This window comes from Microbispora sp. NPDC088329 (genome assembly GCF_040685655.1).
Taxonomy (GTDB): Bacteria; Actinomycetota; Actinomycetes; order Streptosporangiales; family Streptosporangiaceae; genus Microbispora.
Map to the genome: position 1 here is coordinate 1 of NZ_JBFBIP010000031.1, position 15,857 is coordinate 15,857.

The following is a 15,857-nucleotide window of genomic DNA, read 5'->3' on the forward strand; positions in this document are numbered from 1 at the left end:
CATGCCCCGGACTCCCGTGACCCGGGCCCTCATAAGCCGGGCGCAGGGCCGGTGCCAGGGCCGGGGGCAGACTCGGCGGAGCAAGGGCCGGCGACCGGGCTGGGTCCGGGGGCAAAAACATGGCCGGGGGCGTTGCCGGGCAGGGCACCGGGGCTGCTGCTGGCCACAGGGCAGGTGCTGCCCGTCTCCGGCGTGCACCGCCTGGCCCGCACCTCCACCCTGGTACGCCTGGTGATGAACGCCGACGGACAGGTGCTCGACATGGGCCGCAAAGTCAGACTGGCCACCTCGGCCCAACGCCGGGCGATCTTCGCCCGCTACGCCACCTGCTGGATCGACGGCTGCCCCCTGCCCGCCACCATGTGCCAGATCGACCACGCCGATAACTGGAGCACCGGCGGGCTCACGGACCTGAAGCTGCTCGGCCCGGCCTGCCAGTTCCACAACCGTGACCGCTACCAGCACCCCGAGCGCTACACCCGCCACACAACCGGCAAAGACCGCTGGACCTTCACCTACCACCACCCCACCAAAACGCGGTGGTCACGGGCATGAGCCCGGACGTGAGCCGCCGCAGGCTGGGGAGCGGCCCGGCGGCACATCGGAGCGCCCCAGCCGTTCTTGGAGTGATCAGACCTCTTCCCAGGGGCCGACGTCGTCCTCCTTCCACTCCAGACGGTCGACGACGCCGATCGCGCTGTCCACCGCGATCCCGTGCCCGGAGCCCGGGGCCTCCGCGGCCGGCCGGGCGAGGGTCATGTCAGCCGGCTGCCCGGCGAGAACCGAACGAACGGAGCAGGCCGGACGCGGCCAGATCCCGCAGACCCAGGGCTGCGGCGGCGCAGGCCACCGGGACGGCGGGCAGCACGTAGCGGTGGTCGAAGTCGAGCGCGGCGATCGGGCCGAGGAACAGGAAGGCGGCCGCCGTCCACGGCAGCAGCGCCGCGCGCCACCGGCCGATCGCGCCGATCCCGCCCAGCAGCAGGGCCACACCGAACAGCGGCCCGTGCAGCAGGCCCGGGTAGCGGTAGACGCCGAGGACAGACGCGTACGGCTCGACCGAAGACATACCGCGGATGGCGGGGTCGTACTCGGCCCGCACCTTGTCGATGAGCGGGAAGGAGGAAAGCGGCCAGGAGCCGACGGGAAACGACAGCGCGGGACGCATGCGTGCGGGGTGCCGCACAAGGGTGACCGCGAAGGCCAGCGAGGCGTCGTGCGCCACCTCGCGTAGGTAGTCGAGCGGCTGCGCCGCGATGGCGCGCAGCGCGAACCGGCGGGCCAGGTCGTTGTGGGAGAAGCGGTCGCCGGGCAGCAGATTGAGTGAGGCGCCGGGTGCCCACACATACTCGGACGCCGCGTCCACGACGGTGCCGTTCGGGCACAGCCTGGCCTCGTCGGCCGGCGGCCTGATGACCGAGCAGTCGGCGAACGTCATCGTCCGCGCCCAGAGCGCCACCCCGTCGGAGCCGCTGAGTGCGAAACGTCCATGATGGGCCTGATACCAGCCCGCGTAGGCCGCCAGCGGCAACGCCCCCGCGAGGGCGAGCGCGGCCACCTGGCGCACCCCGGCCCGGCGCACGACCAGATGCAGCAGGACCAGGCCGAGCAGCGGCACCGCGGCGGTCCGGGTGAGCCCGGCCAGCGCGAGCAGCGCCCCCGCGACGGCCGCCGTCCGTACGGACGGCTGTGCCCGCCACATGAAGACGGTCAGGGCCGCGACGACGAGGAAGATCAGCTGGGTGTCGGAGAGCACGGCGTGCTCAAGGCGGACGAAGGACGGGTCGAACAGCACGGGCAGCGTCGCCAAGGTGGCGCCCCACGCGGGCAGCCGGTGGCGGCGCAGCAGCGCGTAGATCATCACGGCGATGCCCAGGCCCATGGCGTGCTGCGCGCCGGCTACCAGTTCGACGCTGTGGACCGGCCACAAAAGCCGTAGGAAGAAGGAGTAGCCGGCGGGATGGAACGCCCCGTCCGGCTTCAGATGGACGGCGTTGTCAAGATAGGTGAACGAGTCGTACCAGTAGAGCTGCGCGGTGTCGTACCCCAGCATGACGAGCACGCGCAGGGCCGCCGCCACGGCGAGCACGGCGGCGAACAGGCCGTGTCCCCTGATCAGCACCCGTTTCGCGCGGGCGCCCCCGAGCGGCACCGTCCGTGGGGCCGGTGTCGAGGTGAGCATGGACGATCCCCCGGGTCCGGGCCGGGGCGGCTCCCCGGCGACGTCCGGACAGTCCAGCGAAAGATCGATAAACTCTCCGTCACCTGATTCGGTTACGTCCTGGTTATGCCGCTCCTGGCAGCCTGGGGCGGTTTCGACGGGTGAAGGGGGCTTCGATGCGGGTGCTGGTCGCGGAAGACGAGCGCATGCTCGCCGACTCGATCGCCGAGGGCCTGCGGGAGGAGGCGCTCGCGGTGGACGTCGCCTACGACGGTGACGCGGCGCTGGAGCGCGTACGTGTGAACGACTACGACGTGCTCATCCTCGACCGGGACCTGCCGGGAACCCATGGCGACGACGTGTGCCGGGCGGTGGTGACCGAGGCCGCGCAGGTGCGCGTGCTCATGCTGACCGCCGCGGCCGACGTGCGCTCCCGGGTGGAGGGGCTGTCGCTGGGCGCCGACGACTACCTGCCCAAGCCGTTCGCGTTCGAGGAACTGGTGGCGCGGGTGCACGCGCTCGGCCGCCGGGTGCGGCCGGCGGACCCGCCGATCCTGGAGCGGGCGGGCATCCGGCTCGACTGGGCGCACCGGCAGGCTTTCCGCGATGGGCGATACGTCCCGCTCGCCCGCAAGGAGTTCGGAGTGCTGGCCGAGCTGCTGCGCGCGGACGGCGCGGTGGTCTCCAGCGAGACGCTGCTGGAGAAGGTGTGGGACGAGCACATCGACCCGTTCACCAACACCGTGCGCACGACGATGATGAAGCTGCGCCGCAAGATCGGCGATCCGCCGGTCATCGAGACGGTCACGGGAGCGGGATATCGCATCCCATGACGAAGAACCTGCGGCTGCGGTTCGCGCTCGCCTGCGGCGCCGTCTTCCTCTTCGCCGGCGCCGTCCTGATCGGGGTCGTCGCCTTCGTCGTACGGCAGACCCTGGAGCCCCGCGCCGGGCTGGGGCGGCCCGCGTACATGAGCGTTTCGAGCGGAATCTACCCTCCGTACACAATCGGGTACTCGGTCGCCCAGGAACGGGCCGAGCAGGTCAGGCGGGTCTACCAGGCCGAGACGGTCAAGAACGTGCTCGTCGCGGGTGCGATCGCCCTCCTCCCCGGGGCCGGGCTCGCGGCGCTGCTCGGCTGGCGTGAAGCCCGATGGACGCTGCGGCCGATGCGGTCGGTGACGGCGAGCGCGCGGCGGATCGCGCAGAGCCACGACCTGACCGAGCGAATCGCGCACGACGGCCCGGACGACGAGGTCAAGGAGCTGGCCGACATCGTGGACACCGTGCTGGGCCGCCTCGCCCGCTCGTTCGACGGCCAGCGGCGCTTCGTCGCCAACGCCTCGCACGAGCTCCGCACTCCGCTGACCATCAACCGCACACTCGTGGACGTGGCGGTCCGCCGCGCCGACGCGAGCGAGGACGTCAAACGGCTCGGTGAGTCGCTCTTGCTGGTCAACGCCCGGCACGAACGGCTGATCGACGGCCTGCTCGCCCTGGCCGAGGGCGAGCAGAAGGTGCTCGACCGGCGGCCCTTCGACCTGACCGACGTGGCCGAGCACGTGCTCGACGCCGCCGCCGAGGAGGCCAAGGCCGCCCAGGTTACCGTGCACCGGCTGCTCGACCCCGCGCCGACGGCGGGCGAGCCGGTGCTGATCGAGCGGCTGGTGCAGAACCTCGTGGAGAACGCGATCCGGCACAACCATCCCGGCGGCGAGGTGTGGGTGTCGACCCGGCGCAGGGCCGACCGGGTGGAACTGGTGGTGGCCAACACCGGCCTGCCCGTGCCTCCGTACGAGATCGAGACGATCTTCGAGCCGTTCCGGCGGCTGCACGGCGACCGGCTGCGGTCCGAGCGCGGCAGCGGCCTCGGGCTGTCGATCGTGCGGGCCGTCGCCGACGCCCACGACGGCGTGGTCACCGCCACCCCGCGGGAGGAGGGCGGCCTCACCCTCGCGGTCGAGCTGCCCTGCGTTGAACCCTCCTAAGAGTCGAACCCTTCTAGGAAAGCGGCCGAGCCGCGCCGACCACGAAGGACTCCAGCCGGTGCAGCAGGGCGGCCATCTCACCCTTGGGCAGGCGGGTGGTGTCGGCGCTCAGCTCCACGCCGAGCGTGCCTTTCCAGCGCATCAGCGCCAGGCAGAAGTGACAGCTGCGCTGGTCCGTGCCGGGGAGCCATTCCAGCTCGGACTCCCCGTCGACGTCGCCGGCGCTGCCCGGGTCCTCGCCGGGGCGCAGGTCGTTGAAGCAGCACGACGGGAACACGGACACGCCCCGGTCGGCGCTCACTCGGTCGACCATCGCGTCGAAGGCCAGCGTGTCGAAGCGGGCGCGCCGGTACGACGCGAGAACCGCCGGATAAGCGCTCACGAGTGTCTCGGCGAAGCTTCCGCACGGCCCCAGGGTGAACAGTCCCAGCTGGTTCAAGCTGGTGACCAGGTCCCGGGTCCGGTCGTCGAAGCGGTTGTGCACGATCGGGGTGATCGCGCACACCTCGTGCCCTGTCAGCTCGCGTAGCTGCATGGTGACCGCCACCAGCAGGACCGTGGCGGTGCTGACGCCGGTGCGGCGGGCGAGCACCTGCGCGGCGTGGTTGAGCCGGGGCGACGACAACACGGCGCGCGCGTACCTCGGCGTCGAGCCCGCCGCGACCGCCTTCGGGAACATGCTGGACGGCACGGTCCGCAGGAGCGTCTCCCACTGCGCGATGGCCCGGTCCGAACGGGCCGACGCCGCCTTCTCCTCCCGGACCAGGTCGAGCAACTGCGACGACGGCGGTCGCGCGATCGCGCCGCGCAGCAGCAACATCCGCAGGTCGCGCACCACGACGTCGGCCGCGTGCCAGTCCGCGACGACATGACTGATCACGAGCACCACCTGCGTGACGGCGCCGTCGCAGACCACGAAGCCGGCGCGCAGCGGCTGCTCACCGTCGGCGAAGGATCGCCCGGCCAGGCGGGCGACGAGTTCCGCCGCGGCGTCATCCGCGTCGCCGCGTGCGGCGTCCACCAGCTCGATCGGCAGAGTGCCGGTCGCCTTCACCTCCTGGTACGGCCCGTCCACGCCGAGCCGTACGAGGGATCGCAAGGCGTCGTGCCGGCCCACCACCTCGGCCAGGGCGGCCGCCACGTCGCCGGGACCGCGCGGGCCGCCCGCGCGCGGGACGTCGAGCAACCGGGGCACGTTGAAGTAGTGCGCGTCGTCCTGCCCCACACCGTCGATGGCTCTCCAGATGGCCCGCTGTCCCCAGGCGAGATCCGCCGTTCCGGAGCGGTTGGCCGCGAAGTCCACCGAAAGCCGCATGACTCTCCTTCGACTGCACGTCTGAATCAGCAAATGCCGGTCCGCGGAGGAACGTGGTGCCGGGCGGCCGTGGTGCTGGGAGGCCGTGGGAACGCTCCCATGGAAGGCTAGGTACCGCCTCAGGCCGGGTCAAGATCTCCCCGTTCCGTTCGTCTCGGCCCAATGCGGCGCGACGGGGTCACCGGCCGATTCGCGCACGTGGCGGAAGGGGCCTTCGAACGCTCCACCTGGATTTTGACAACCTGGAAACCGCTTCGTCCGGCCTCGGCGACGCTCTCCGCCGAATCCGCCGCGCCCGGGCGCGGACAGCGACCGGCCGCTCTCCGGCGTTCACCGAAGCGTTCCGAGTACGAGACCGCTGGTGGGCACCCCGGTGCCCGCGGTCACGATCACGTTGCGCACTCCTTCCGGCTGGTTGACGCTGGTGCCCCGCACCAGGCGGACGGCCTCGGCGATGCCGTTCATGCCGTGCAGGTACGCCTCGCCGAGCTGCCCACCGTGCGTGTTGAACGGCAGCCGCCCGCCGAGCTCCAGGTTGCCTTCGGCGATGAAGTCCTTCGCCTCGCCGGGGGCGCAGAAGCCCAGCTCCTCCAGTTGCGGCAGCACCAGCGGGGTGAAGTGGTCGTACAGGATCGCCGCGTCCATGTCGGCGGGGCCGAGGCCGCTCTGCGCGTACAGCTGCCGCCCGACCAGTCCCATCTCGGGAATGCCGGTGATGCGGGGACGGTAGTAGCTGGTCATCATGTGCTGGTCGTCGCCGGAGCCCTGGGCCGCGCCGAGGATGACGGCGGGCGGGTGCGGCAGGTCGCGCGCCCGCTCGGCCGAGACCACGACCAGCGCCTGCCCGCCGTCGGTCTCCTGGCAGCAGTCCAGCAGGTGCAGCGGCTCGGCGATCCAGCGCGACGCCTGGTGGTCCGCCAGCGTGATGGGCCGCTGGTAGAACCAGGCCGCCGGGTTGGTCGCGGCGTGTCTGCGGTCCACCACGGCCACCCGGCCGAAGTCCTCGCTCGTCGCGCCGTACTCGTGCATGTAGCGGCGGGCGAACATCGCCACCCACTGCGCGGGCGTCGACAGGCCGAACGGTGTGAGCCACGCGTAGGCGGCGCTGTCTGCTCCCGTCCCCATCGGCTGGCCGGCCTGGCCGAGGCCGTAGCGCACCCCGGACCGCTCGTTGAACGCCCGATAGCACACGACCACGTCGGCGACGCCGGTCGCGACGGCCATCGCCGCCTGCTGGACCGTGCCGCAGGCCGCGCCGCCGCCGTGCGGGATGCGTGAGAAGAACGTCAGGTCGCCCATGCCGGTGTCGCGGGCGACGTGGATCTCGGCGTTGGTGTCGGCGGTGAACGTCACCATCCCGTCCACGTCGGACGGCTTCAGCCCCGCGTCGGCGATGGCCGCGAGCACCGCCTCGCAGGCGAGCCGGAGCTCGCTGCGGCCGGAGTCCTTGGAGAACTCGGTGGCCCCGATGCCCGCGATCGCCGCCACACCGGAAAGACGGGTCATGTCGCCTCCTTTGCGAGGAGCCGGACGACGGCGGTGCCGGTGACGTGGGCGCCCAGGCCGTTCTCGCCGCGTACGGCGATCTCGACCCGGTGGTCCTCGTCGTGCTTGGCGGTGACCCTGCCGGTCAGCGTCATCGTGTCGCCGGGATAGTTGGGCACTCCGAGCCTGATCCTGATGGCCGTGACGACGGCGGCCGGGCCCGCCCATTCGGTGACGTACCGGTCGACCAGGCCGTTGGTGGTGAGGATGTTCATGAAGATGTCCTTCGACCCGCGCTCGACCGCGAGGCCGGGGTCGTGGTGGACGTCCTGGTAGTCGCGGCTCGCGACAGCGGTCGCCACGATGAGCGTGCGGGTCAGCGGGATCGGCAGCACGGGCAGCTCCTCCCCCACCACCACCTCCTCGTACGGCCGGCTTGTCATGTCCATCAGTCGTCCTCCTGCGGGCGGAACACCGGAAGTGACAGGTCGGGGTCGGCGTCCAGCCAGTCGAGGACGACGGGCATGCCGATCTCGGCCTCACCGGGTTCCACGCCGACCAGATCGGTGACGAGCCGCGTGCCCTCGTCGAGCTCCACGACCGCGACGATCAGCGGATACTCGAACGCCGGGTGGCGGGGGTGATGGTTGACCACGAAGCTGTAGACCTGCCCGCGGCCGGACGCCTCGGCGGCGTCCCATTCGAACGAGCCGCAGTGCGGACAGCACGGGCCGGGCGGGTGGCGCAGCGTCGCACACCCGGCGCAGCGCTGGATCAGCAGCCGGTGCTCACGTGCCGCCTCGAACCAGAACGCGTTGTCCCGGTTGATCGCCGGCCGCGGCCGCAGCGCTTTCGGGACCGGCCTTTCCGGAGAAGATGCCTTCGGGCGGAACCACAGCAGACGCCAGCGCTGCACGGCGACGACCTCACCGTCCTGGTCGGTGTAGGTGCGGACCGTGGTCACGAACCGCCCGACGCCCAGCGCGGTGCTCTTGTCCGGGGAGATCGACTCCACGACCTCCCGGACGCTCACGCGGTCGCCGACCACCAGCTCCCGGTGGAACTCGAACTCCGAGTCGGTCGCCACCACCGAGGTGTAGCCGTCCTTTTCGAGCAGCGCGTGCAGCTCCTCCGCGCCCGGGGCCGCCCCAGTTTCCGCGACGGTGTCCTCAACGGTGCCCGCAACGGTCGCGGCGTATCCCCGCATCGTCCACGCCTGCGTCATCGACGCGGGCGCGACGATCCCGGGACGGCCGGTCGCGCGGGCGGCGGCGTCGTCCAGGTAGACGGGGTTGCGGTCGCCCATCGCCTCGGTCCAGTGCCGGATCATCGGCACGTTGACCGGGTCGGGCCCCTCCCGCAGCGGGACGATCTCCCGCCCGGCGAACTTCTCGTAATCGCTCATCGGCGACCAGTCCGTGGAAGGCCGAGGCCCCGGGTGGCGACCATGTCCCGCAGCACCGCGTACACGCCGTCGAAGGCGGTGACGACGAGCTCGTCGGTCACCGGGCTCTCGCGGCTCAGCCCTTCGCAGGTGGCCGCCTTGATGCGGTTGCGCAGGGTCACGGGCCCGGGCTTCACCGGGGCGAGCACGTCCGGAGCCGTCCTGGGCGCTTGTCGAGTCAATGGGGGATCCTCCACTCCGGTCTTCACGCTGTCCAGACGTTAGTCAGCGGGACCCGCCGGCGATCCGGCGAATCCCGCTGATCGGGAGGAATCCTTCGGGCCCTCCGCGTGGCTACCCGGGTTGCCGTATCAGCTTCGACCTGACTTCGGCGGCCCGCGGGTGGCCGAGCGCGTCGAAGACGACCAGCGCCTGTTCCCAACGGTGGAGCGCCTCGTCGTGCCGGCCGAGTGCCTGCAGCGCGCCGCCCAGCCCGTCGAGGGTCATCGCCGCGGCGAGACGGTCGCCGGCTTCCTCGTGAACCGCCAGCGACTGCTCGAACCGTCCGACGGCGGCGTCCCATGCACCGGCCGAGGCCTGCCCCAACCCCGACTCGTACAACGCCCAGCCCTGTACGGCCCGGTTGCCGATCGCCAGGTGGAGGTCGGCCGCCTTCTCGAGGATCTCGGTGGCTTCACTCCAGCGGCCGCGTCCCAGTTCGACCCGGCCGAGGTTCCGCAGCGCGTGCGCGATCCCCCATTCGCTGCCGATCTCACGGAACACGCGGAGGGCCTCGCCCACGGTGGTCTCGGCATCCTCCCACCGGTGCAGTTCCAGGTACGTGAGCCCGAGATTGTTCAGGGCGATTCCCTCACCGAACCTGTCGCCCTCCCTCCGGTTGGCCGAGGCGGCGGCCGCACAGTGTTCGAGCGCCTCCTCCAGCAGCCCCACCTCCTGGCAGGCGAGGCCGAGGTTGTTGAGGATCCACCCGTCGGCGACGCCCCCGGCGTTCCGGGACGAGGCCGCGGCGAGCCGGTGGATCTGCAGCAGGTCCGGACAGCGGTTGCGCAGGTAGTAGTACTCACCGGAGGCGGCGGCGAGTTGCCAGGCGAGGTCGTCCATGCCGAGACGGGCGGCCTGGCCTGTGGCACGGATCAGGTTGTCGGCCTCACGGTCGCACCAGGCGAAGGCGGCCCTGGTGTCGGGGAAGCCGGGGAAAGCGACACCGGTTCGCATGCTCAGCGGCACCCGGCGACGCTCGGGGGCGAACACCCGGTCGGCCGCATCGGCTCACGATGGTGGCCAGGGCTCATCCCCGCCATCAGCACCTCCTATGCGGGTGAACCGGGCGGCAGGAACACGTCCTGGGTGCGCTGCCCGTCCAGAAGCGGAGGCGTCCGGTAGTCGGCGACGTCGCGCAGGTCGACCTGCCCGTCCCGGAAGCGGGCACCGGCGAACGTGATGTCGCTTCCGCGGAAGGCCGCTCCGGTGAAGGCCACCAGGCAACCGCAGAAGACGGCGTTGAACGAGAGCGCTCCCCCGGTGAACCGCGCATCGGTGAAGCTGACTTCACCGCTCTCGAACTCGGCGTCGTCGAAGTTCACCGCCCCCGCCGTGACGTGTGCACCCTCGAAGCTGACCATGCAGTCCGCGAACCGGGCGTCCTGGAAGGAGACCACCGCACCGGCGAACACGGTTCCGCGGAACGACACCACCCCGGAACGGAACTGGGCGTTGCGAAAGCTCACCCTGCCGGCGGTGAATCGCGCGTCCTCGAACTCCCCGCCGTCGAAGACGGCGCCGGTGAAATCGAAATCGTGCCCCTGCCAGGAAGGCCCGGCACCTTCCCGCAGCCGGGCGGAGATGATGCGGGTGATCGAGTGCCTCAATTGCCGTTCACCGTGCCACGCCCTCCGTTCCGGCAGCGCGTCCGGCGGGTCGGGAACGTAATAGAGGCGCAGGTAGGCGCACAGGACGTCGATGCAGTTCTGGCGCCCCCGCGGCCAGTCGTCGGCGAGCGACGCCAGGGCGTACACGCCGGCGAGGCGGACGGCCGGAGCGTCGGCCCCGAGCTGCTCCGCGGCCTTGGCCAGGCGCTCGACGTTGAGCCTGGTCTGCTCCCGGAGCTCCGCGCGCTCATTTAGCCACTGCTTCCGGTAGGCCCCACCACCAGCGCGATCACGCCGCCGACCCCGCCCACCACGGTAAGAGCCACCCTGGTCAACTCGAGCTTGTCCGTCGACGGCAGCCCTGACCGGCCCGACCACGGCGGCGTCCCGAGGCTCCACCAGAGCCCGACTCCTGTGACCAGCGCGCCACATATTCCCAACGCCAGCCAGAGAAAGACCTGCCGCCCAAGCCGCATGCGGGGGCGAGGCTCCGCATCCACTGCCAACGGCGTCTCCGAGAATGACGGGGGAATCGTCATCGTACTCTTCAACGGCGCAATTCTCATAATGGGAACCGTTTTTCGGACCGCCGCAACAGAGGCCGCCAGACAAATGACCTGAGCGGCTCAAGCCTCACTTAATTCCCACTTCGCGACAATAGCCATAGTTCGGCATTCAGTGCTCTTGCGACGCCTGCGCGCCCGTCGTCCCCGAGGCATGGGCCCGGCGACGGGGGGTAGCTCGGGTAGCCAGGCCGATCACGCCGACAGCGGGGGACGCCCATGACGCGAGTGAGCGAGAACCGGACCGCGGACATGACCGGCCGGGCCGCGGGCCACCCGTCCGTGTCGATGGCGCTGGGGGCGCTGTTCGTGTCGGCCTCGGCCGTGCTCATCCACCTGTCGGGCACCTCACCGGGGACGGCCTCGTTCTACCGCTGCCTGCTGGCCCTGCCCGCACTGGTTCCCCTCGCGGCGCTGGAGCGCGGGCGGAAGGGCGGACGGGAGAACGGGCGGGAGAACGCGGCGCCGGCGCGGCGGCGGGTCGTCACCCTGGCCGCGGGCGTTCTGTTCGCCGGCGACATGCTGTTGTGGACGGCGGCGATCGGTGAGGTCGGCGCCGGGCTCTCCACCGTGCTCGTCAACGTTCAGGTGGTGATGGTGCCGCTGCTCGCCCTGCTGGTGGATCACGAGCCGCCGCCCCGCCGGTTCGTCGTGTCCCTGCCCTTCCTTCTGCTCGGCGTGGTCCTGGCGAGCGGTGTGGCCGAGGGCGGCGCCGGCGGGAGCCGGCCGCTCCCCGGGACCGTTCACGCCGTGCTCGCGGCCGTGTGCTACTCGGGCTTCCTGTTCCTGCTGCGGCGGGGAGGGCAGGACGGGCGGGCGGTGCGGTCCTATCTGTGGGTGACCGTCGCCGCCGCCGTCACGTCCCTGGTCGCGGGCGCCCTTTGGCAGGGCGTCGATCTGGCTCCGGGCTGGACGGCCGTCGGCTGGCTGGCCCTGGTCGCGGTCTTCGGGCAGGTGCTCGGCTGGCTCCTCGTCGCCGTCGCCGCTCCCCATCTCGCGAGCCACGTCGGGGCGATCCTGCTGCTGCTCACGCCCGTCGGGGCACTCGTCCTCGGCTGGGCCGTCCTCGGCGAGCGCCCCTCCCTCCTGCAACTGGCGGGCTGCGCCGTGATCCTCGCGAGCGGCGCCTTCGCCACCACCCGTTCCCGCCGCGAGTCGTGAGACGGGCGGCCCGGCGGCAGACGCACCGCCGGGCCCGATCGTCACCGCGTCGTGTTCACTGAACGGCGAAGCGCTGGGCGGCGGTGCCGTTGCAGTCGTAGATCTGCAGGCGGGTGCCGTTCCCGGTGGCTCCGCCGGGGGCGTCGACGCACCGGCCCGACTGGGGGTTGCGGATCGACCCGTCGGACAGCCGCACCCAGTTCTGCGCGCCCGTGTTGTTGCAGTCGTACAGCTGCAACGGCGTGCCGTTGGCGGTGCCGCCCGACTGCACGTCGAGGCAGCGGCCGAGGGTGCGCAGCGTCTGCCCGCTCCAGGTCCAGCGCTGGTCCTTCGCGTAGGACTGACAGTCCCACAGTTGCACCGGCGCGCCGTTGCCTCCGGTGTCGTCGCCCGCGACGTCGACGCACTTGCCGCCGGGACCGACGATGTTCGTGCCGCCCGTGCCGCCCGGGCCGCCCGTGCCTCCGCCGAAACTCCCGATCGTCATGCCGGCCGACGACGGGTTGGGCTGGTCGATCACCGGGGCGAACCCGCCGACGTCGTCATAGGAGAAACCGTAGGCCAGGCCGTTCAGCGAGTTGGCGTGAATCGTCTTGCTGAACAGGTTCGACGCCGGCTGCCCGTAGAACTTCGCCGCATCGGTCGTCGGCTGGGTGTCGTACATGGCCCGGCCGGAGGTCGACAGCGTCGCGCGGTTGAGCGCGGCGCACACCCGCGCGCCGACCGCGAGGATGGCCGCCTGGTCGGGCTGGTTCGGTGGTTGCATGCCGCCGGAGCAGGCGAAGACGTCGCTCGTGGCCGGTTTGGTGAGCGTGCCGATGACGGCGCCGGACGCGTTCCTGAACGTCCAGTTCGTGCCGTTGGTCGTGCCGGTGAAGGTGCCCAGCGACGTCTGCACGGTCAGCGCGTGCGTCGCGTAGTAGGACCACACCGCGCTCACGTAGGAGTCGAGGTACGTCGCGGGGAACAGGCCCTTGGCGATCGCGTGCACGGGCGCGAGCACGCGCAGCGGGAGGCCGTCGGAGGCCCGCGTCGTCGTCAGGCCCGACCACGGCGATCCCAGGGCGGCGAACGCGTTGAGTATGCCGGTGCGGTCGCCGGGGATGCCCTGTGTCTGGGTGGTGCCGGAGGCGTCGGTGACGCTGACCGTCACCGGGACGCTGAACATGTCGACCGTCGTCGAGTTGATGAAGATGCCGGTGCCGCCGTTGCTCGTACGCGCGAACTCCGTCCAGTCGTAGAGGATGCCGGCGTTCGGGTCGCTGTCGACCCAGGGCGCCGGTTCGACCAGGCCGTTCGTGGTCAGGAAGAACCGCAGCTTTGCGCCCATCGACACATAGACGCGGCCGCCGGACAGGTTCGGCGGCAGCGTGATGGTCGCGCTGGCGCCGTTGCCCGGCCCGGGGATCGCGATGTCCGGCGCCGGGACGGGCCCGTTGGGGATCGACGAGGGGAAGGAGTACGCGCGCCACGTTCCGGAGGCGTCCACGTATCCCTGCCGGCCGGTGGCCGAGTTCCGGGCGACGACGTAGACGTACGTCGCGTCGGCGCGGCCGGAGTTGTTGGTGATTGTGAAGGGCAACTGCGCGACGGCGGCGTCCGCCGCCCGCTGCCCGGCGGCGAGTACGACCGCCTGGGCCAGCAACACGACGGCGAGCAGTGCCCGCCGCCACAGCCGGAACGACATGTGCATGCCTCGGCTCCTCTGGGGGGTGCGGAGATGAGCCTGAGAGCGCTCTCAGTAAAGTATCTTTACTGTTGACTGACCGCCCGTCAATACCCGCCGGCAGGCGACGGCCGCGTCAGCGGTCCGGGCCGGCGGGGCCGGACGCGCCGCTCGCCGGTCCATCCGATCGGCCCGCTTCCTCAGATCCGTTCGATGACGGTGGCCGCGGCGTGCGCGCCGCCCGCGCACATGGTGACGAGAGCGGTCGAGCCGCCGGTGCGCTCCAGCTCGCACAACGCCTGCGTGATCAGGCGGGAGCCGGTGGAGCCGACGGCGTGGCCGAGCGCGATCGCGCCGCCGTTCACGTTGACCTTGTCCAAGTCGGCGTCGAGCTCCCGCGCCCAGGAGAGCACGACCGAGGCGAACGCCTCGTTGATCTCGACGAGGTCGACGTCGGACAGCTTCATGCCCGCCTTCTTCAGCACGTGCCGGGTCGCGTCGATCGGGCCGTCGAGGTGGTAGTAGGGATCGGAGCCGACCATGCAGGAGGCGACGATGCGCGCCCGCGGTCGCAGGCCGAGATCGCGCGCCCTGCCGGCGCTCATCAGCAGCACGCCGGCCGCGCCGTCGCTGATCTGGGAGGAGTTGCCCGCGGTGTGGACGCCTCCCGGCAGCACCGGCCGCAACCTCGCCAGCGCTTCCCCGCTGGTCTCGCGCAGCCCCTGGTCCCTGGTGACGACGGCGGTCTCCCCCGTCGGGCCCTCGGGTCCCGTCACGGGCGCCTCGACCGCGAGGACCTGTCCCTCGAACCTGCCCTCCGCCCACGCCTTCGCGGCGCGCCGCTGGGAGCGCAGGCCGAGCGCGTCGGCGTCCTCGCGGGTGATTCCGCGCCGCCGCGCGATCCGTTCCGCGGCGGTGAACTGGTCGGGCATGTCCAGCGACCACGACGGCGGGAAGGGGCTGCCCGCCTCCGGGGTGATCGCCGCGCCGAGAAAGACCCGGCTCATCGCCTCGACGCCGCACCCGATGCCGACATCGATCGCGCCCGCCGCGATCAGTCCGGCCACCAGGTGGACCGCCTGCTGGCCGGACCCGCACGCGCAGTCGATCGACGTGCAGGCCGTGCCGTACGGCAGGCCGGCGTGCAGCCATGCCTGACGGGCGACGTTGTTGGCCTGCTCCCCCGCCTGAGTGACGCAGCCGCCGATCACCTGCTCGATCACCTCGGGGGCGAGGCCGTTGCGCTCGATCAGGCCCCGGTGCACCACGCCGAGCAGTTCGGCCGGATGAAGCCCGGACAGGGCGCCGTCGCGCTTGCCGACCGGTGTGCGCACCGCGTCGACGATGACGGCCCCAGTGACAGCCCCAGTGACGGTCGCGGCCATCGGTCCTCCCGACTCGAACAGGGATGCCACGTTCGGCGCCATGAGGAGAGACTAGAAATCGTTTCTGTGGCAGACAATGGTCCTGTCCCGCTCAGCGGTCTTCCGCGAACCGAGCCCGAACGCCGCGAAGACGCTCAGGATCACCAGGAACGCGACGATCTCCGCAGCCACGGAAGGAATGCTAATGAGTGCGGGAGGCGGCGTTCGAGCGGGGCGCGAGCAGCAGCCGGCAGGCGATCCGGATGTCGCTTTCCGTGTCGGGGACCGACACCCGGCCGTTCAGGCCCGACTGCAGCACGCCGTACCAGCACTGCATGAGGAGCCGGATCAGCGTGACGTCCACGACGGTGGGTTCGGCGATGCCGAGCGTCCGCAGGACGATCCGCCGGAACTTCATGTCGATGCGGCCGGCGTCGGCCACCGCGGCGGCGTTGGCCGAGTTCGCGCACTGCAGCATCGCCGTCGCCAGCGTCGGACGGCTCAGCAGCTGCCTGCTGGCCAGCACGAGCACGTCGGCGACGGCGTCCTCCGGCGCGGTGCCCGGCTTCGGGCGCGGGACGCTCTCGTCGAACCGGTCGATCTGCTCGGCCATGACGGCCGTGAACAGGTGGATCTTCGAGGGGAAGTACCGGTACAGCGTGGCGATCGCCACCCCGGCCTCCTTGGCCACCTCGTGCATCTGGACGCGCTCGAGGCCCTTCTCCGACCCCAGCCGCGCGGCGGCCCGCAGGATGCGCAGGTGCCGGGCGCGCTGTTCCGGCGAGCTGGGCTCCGCCGGCGCCCGCACCTCGGCGATTCTCGGCACCTCTCCCCCCGATCCTCACGTGTCGCAACGAAGATACACAGCTCCGCGCGGCGGCC

Annotated in this window: 16 protein-coding genes; 4 read left to right on the forward strand and 12 right to left on the reverse strand. The window is 71.4% G+C overall.

The genetic code is table 11. The features are described 5' to 3' along the window. The first annotated feature begins 132 nt into the window (after positions 1-132). Complete coding sequence (locus tag AB0O28_RS36415; RefSeq protein ID WP_363647141.1) at positions 133-555, forward strand: DUF222 domain-containing protein; 423 nt, start codon at positions 133-135, stop codon at positions 553-555. Positions 556-630: 75 nt separating this feature from the next. Here the strand turns inward: AB0O28_RS36415 and AB0O28_RS36420 are convergent, their stop codons facing one another. Both AB0O28_RS36420 and AB0O28_RS36425 read right to left on the reverse strand, forming a co-directional pair. Beyond that, a complete protein-coding gene (locus tag AB0O28_RS36420; RefSeq protein WP_363647142.1) occupies positions 631-759 on the reverse strand; it encodes a hypothetical protein in 129 nt (42 codons plus the stop codon). A gap of 1 nt (position 760) precedes the next feature. Next, positions 761-2,182 (reverse strand): phospholipid carrier-dependent glycosyltransferase, encoded by a 1,422-nt coding sequence (locus tag AB0O28_RS36425; RefSeq protein WP_363647143.1) that lies wholly within the window; start codon positions 2,180-2,182, stop codon positions 761-763. Positions 2,183-2,337: 155 nt separating this feature from the next. Between AB0O28_RS36425 and AB0O28_RS36430 the strand changes: the two genes are divergently transcribed. Continuing rightward, on the forward strand, positions 2,338-2,994 hold the full coding sequence (locus AB0O28_RS36430; RefSeq protein WP_363647144.1) for a response regulator transcription factor: 657 nt from the start codon (positions 2,338-2,340) through the stop codon (positions 2,992-2,994). Further along, the gene (locus AB0O28_RS36435; RefSeq protein WP_363647145.1) at positions 2,991-4,148 is read left to right on the forward strand and encodes a HAMP domain-containing sensor histidine kinase; all 1,158 of its coding nucleotides are present in this window, start codon (positions 2,991-2,993) and stop codon (positions 4,146-4,148) included. Before AB0O28_RS36430 ends, AB0O28_RS36435 begins: the two co-directional genes overlap by 4 nt. A gap of 13 nt (positions 4,149-4,161) precedes the next feature. Here the strand turns inward: AB0O28_RS36435 and AB0O28_RS36440 are convergent, their stop codons facing one another. The 7 genes from AB0O28_RS36440 to AB0O28_RS36470 all read right to left on the reverse strand — a co-directional run bounded on the left by AB0O28_RS36440 (position 4,162) and on the right by AB0O28_RS36470 (position 10,620). Further along, on the reverse strand, positions 4,162-5,463 hold the full coding sequence (locus AB0O28_RS36440; protein WP_363647146.1) for a condensation domain-containing protein: 1,302 nt from the start codon (positions 5,461-5,463) through the stop codon (positions 4,162-4,164). Positions 5,464-5,793: 330 nt separating this feature from the next. Beyond that, on the reverse strand, positions 5,794-6,969 hold the full coding sequence (locus AB0O28_RS36445; RefSeq protein ID WP_363647147.1) for a lipid-transfer protein: 1,176 nt from the start codon (positions 6,967-6,969) through the stop codon (positions 5,794-5,796). After that, positions 6,966-7,397: a MaoC family dehydratase gene (locus tag AB0O28_RS36450; protein ID WP_363647148.1), complete on the reverse strand. Its 432-nt coding sequence runs from the start codon at positions 7,395-7,397 to the stop codon at positions 6,966-6,968. Before AB0O28_RS36450 ends, AB0O28_RS36445 begins: the two co-directional genes overlap by 4 nt. Next, on the reverse strand, positions 7,397-8,353 hold the full coding sequence (locus AB0O28_RS36455; protein ID WP_363647149.1) for a MaoC family dehydratase N-terminal domain-containing protein: 957 nt from the start codon (positions 8,351-8,353) through the stop codon (positions 7,397-7,399). Before AB0O28_RS36455 ends, AB0O28_RS36450 begins: the two co-directional genes overlap by 1 nt. Beyond that, a complete protein-coding gene (locus AB0O28_RS36460) occupies positions 8,350-8,574 on the reverse strand; it encodes a hypothetical protein (protein ID WP_363647150.1) in 225 nt (74 codons plus the stop codon). Before AB0O28_RS36460 ends, AB0O28_RS36455 begins: the two co-directional genes overlap by 4 nt. A gap of 112 nt (positions 8,575-8,686) precedes the next feature. Further along, positions 8,687-9,568 carry a tetratricopeptide repeat protein gene (locus AB0O28_RS36465; protein ID WP_363647151.1) on the reverse strand — a complete coding sequence of 294 codons (882 nt, stop codon included), beginning with the start codon at positions 9,566-9,568 and terminating at the stop codon, positions 8,687-8,689. Positions 9,569-9,663: 95 nt separating this feature from the next. Beyond that, positions 9,664-10,620 carry a hypothetical protein gene (locus AB0O28_RS36470; RefSeq protein ID WP_363647152.1) on the reverse strand — a complete coding sequence of 319 codons (957 nt, stop codon included), beginning with the start codon at positions 10,618-10,620 and terminating at the stop codon, positions 9,664-9,666. Between the two features lie 383 nt (positions 10,621-11,003). Here AB0O28_RS36470 and AB0O28_RS36475 point away from each other — a divergent pair, with 383 nt between their 5' ends. Beyond that, a complete protein-coding gene (locus AB0O28_RS36475) occupies positions 11,004-11,945 on the forward strand; it encodes a DMT family transporter (protein WP_363647153.1) in 942 nt (313 codons plus the stop codon). A gap of 55 nt (positions 11,946-12,000) precedes the next feature. Here the strand turns inward: AB0O28_RS36475 and AB0O28_RS36480 are convergent, their stop codons facing one another. From AB0O28_RS36480 to AB0O28_RS36490, 3 genes are all read right to left on the reverse strand, one after another. Further along, positions 12,001-13,638 carry a beta-1,3-glucanase family protein gene (locus tag AB0O28_RS36480; RefSeq protein WP_363647154.1) on the reverse strand — a complete coding sequence of 546 codons (1,638 nt, stop codon included), beginning with the start codon at positions 13,636-13,638 and terminating at the stop codon, positions 12,001-12,003. Between the two features lie 173 nt (positions 13,639-13,811). Further along, positions 13,812-14,996, reverse strand: a complete 1,185-nt coding sequence (locus AB0O28_RS36485) for a steroid 3-ketoacyl-CoA thiolase (protein ID WP_363647203.1) — start codon at positions 14,994-14,996, stop codon at positions 13,812-13,814. A gap of 181 nt (positions 14,997-15,177) precedes the next feature. Continuing rightward, positions 15,178-15,801 carry a TetR family transcriptional regulator gene (locus AB0O28_RS36490; protein ID WP_363647155.1) on the reverse strand — a complete coding sequence of 208 codons (624 nt, stop codon included), beginning with the start codon at positions 15,799-15,801 and terminating at the stop codon, positions 15,178-15,180. Positions 15,802-15,857 lie beyond the last annotated feature (56 nt).

Coding starts and splice junctions, on each gene's coding strand:
- AB0O28_RS36420 (WP_363647142.1), bottom strand. CDS start 759: ATGACCCTCGCCCGGCCGGCCGCGGAGGCCCCGGGCTCCGGGCACGGG.
- AB0O28_RS36425 (WP_363647143.1), bottom strand. CDS start 2,182: ATGCTCACCTCGACACCGGCCCCACGGACGGTGCCGCTCGGGGGCGCC.
- AB0O28_RS36430 (WP_363647144.1), top strand. CDS start 2,338: ATGCGGGTGCTGGTCGCGGAAGACGAGCGCATGCTCGCCGACTCGATC.
- AB0O28_RS36435 (WP_363647145.1), top strand. CDS start 2,991: ATGACGAAGAACCTGCGGCTGCGGTTCGCGCTCGCCTGCGGCGCCGTC.
- AB0O28_RS36440 (WP_363647146.1), bottom strand. CDS start 5,463: ATGCGGCTTTCGGTGGACTTCGCGGCCAACCGCTCCGGAACGGCGGAT.
- AB0O28_RS36445 (WP_363647147.1), bottom strand. CDS start 6,969: ATGACCCGTCTTTCCGGTGTGGCGGCGATCGCGGGCATCGGGGCCACC.
- AB0O28_RS36450 (WP_363647148.1), bottom strand. CDS start 7,397: ATGGACATGACAAGCCGGCCGTACGAGGAGGTGGTGGTGGGGGAGGAG.
- AB0O28_RS36455 (WP_363647149.1), bottom strand. CDS start 8,353: ATGAGCGATTACGAGAAGTTCGCCGGGCGGGAGATCGTCCCGCTGCGG.
- AB0O28_RS36465 (WP_363647151.1), bottom strand. CDS start 9,568: ATGCGAACCGGTGTCGCTTTCCCCGGCTTCCCCGACACCAGGGCCGCC.
- AB0O28_RS36475 (WP_363647153.1), top strand. CDS start 11,004: ATGACGCGAGTGAGCGAGAACCGGACCGCGGACATGACCGGCCGGGCC.
- AB0O28_RS36480 (WP_363647154.1), bottom strand. CDS start 13,638: ATGCACATGTCGTTCCGGCTGTGGCGGCGGGCACTGCTCGCCGTCGTG.
- AB0O28_RS36485 (WP_363647203.1), bottom strand. CDS start 14,996: ATGGCCGCGACCGTCACTGGGGCTGTCACTGGGGCCGTCATCGTCGAC.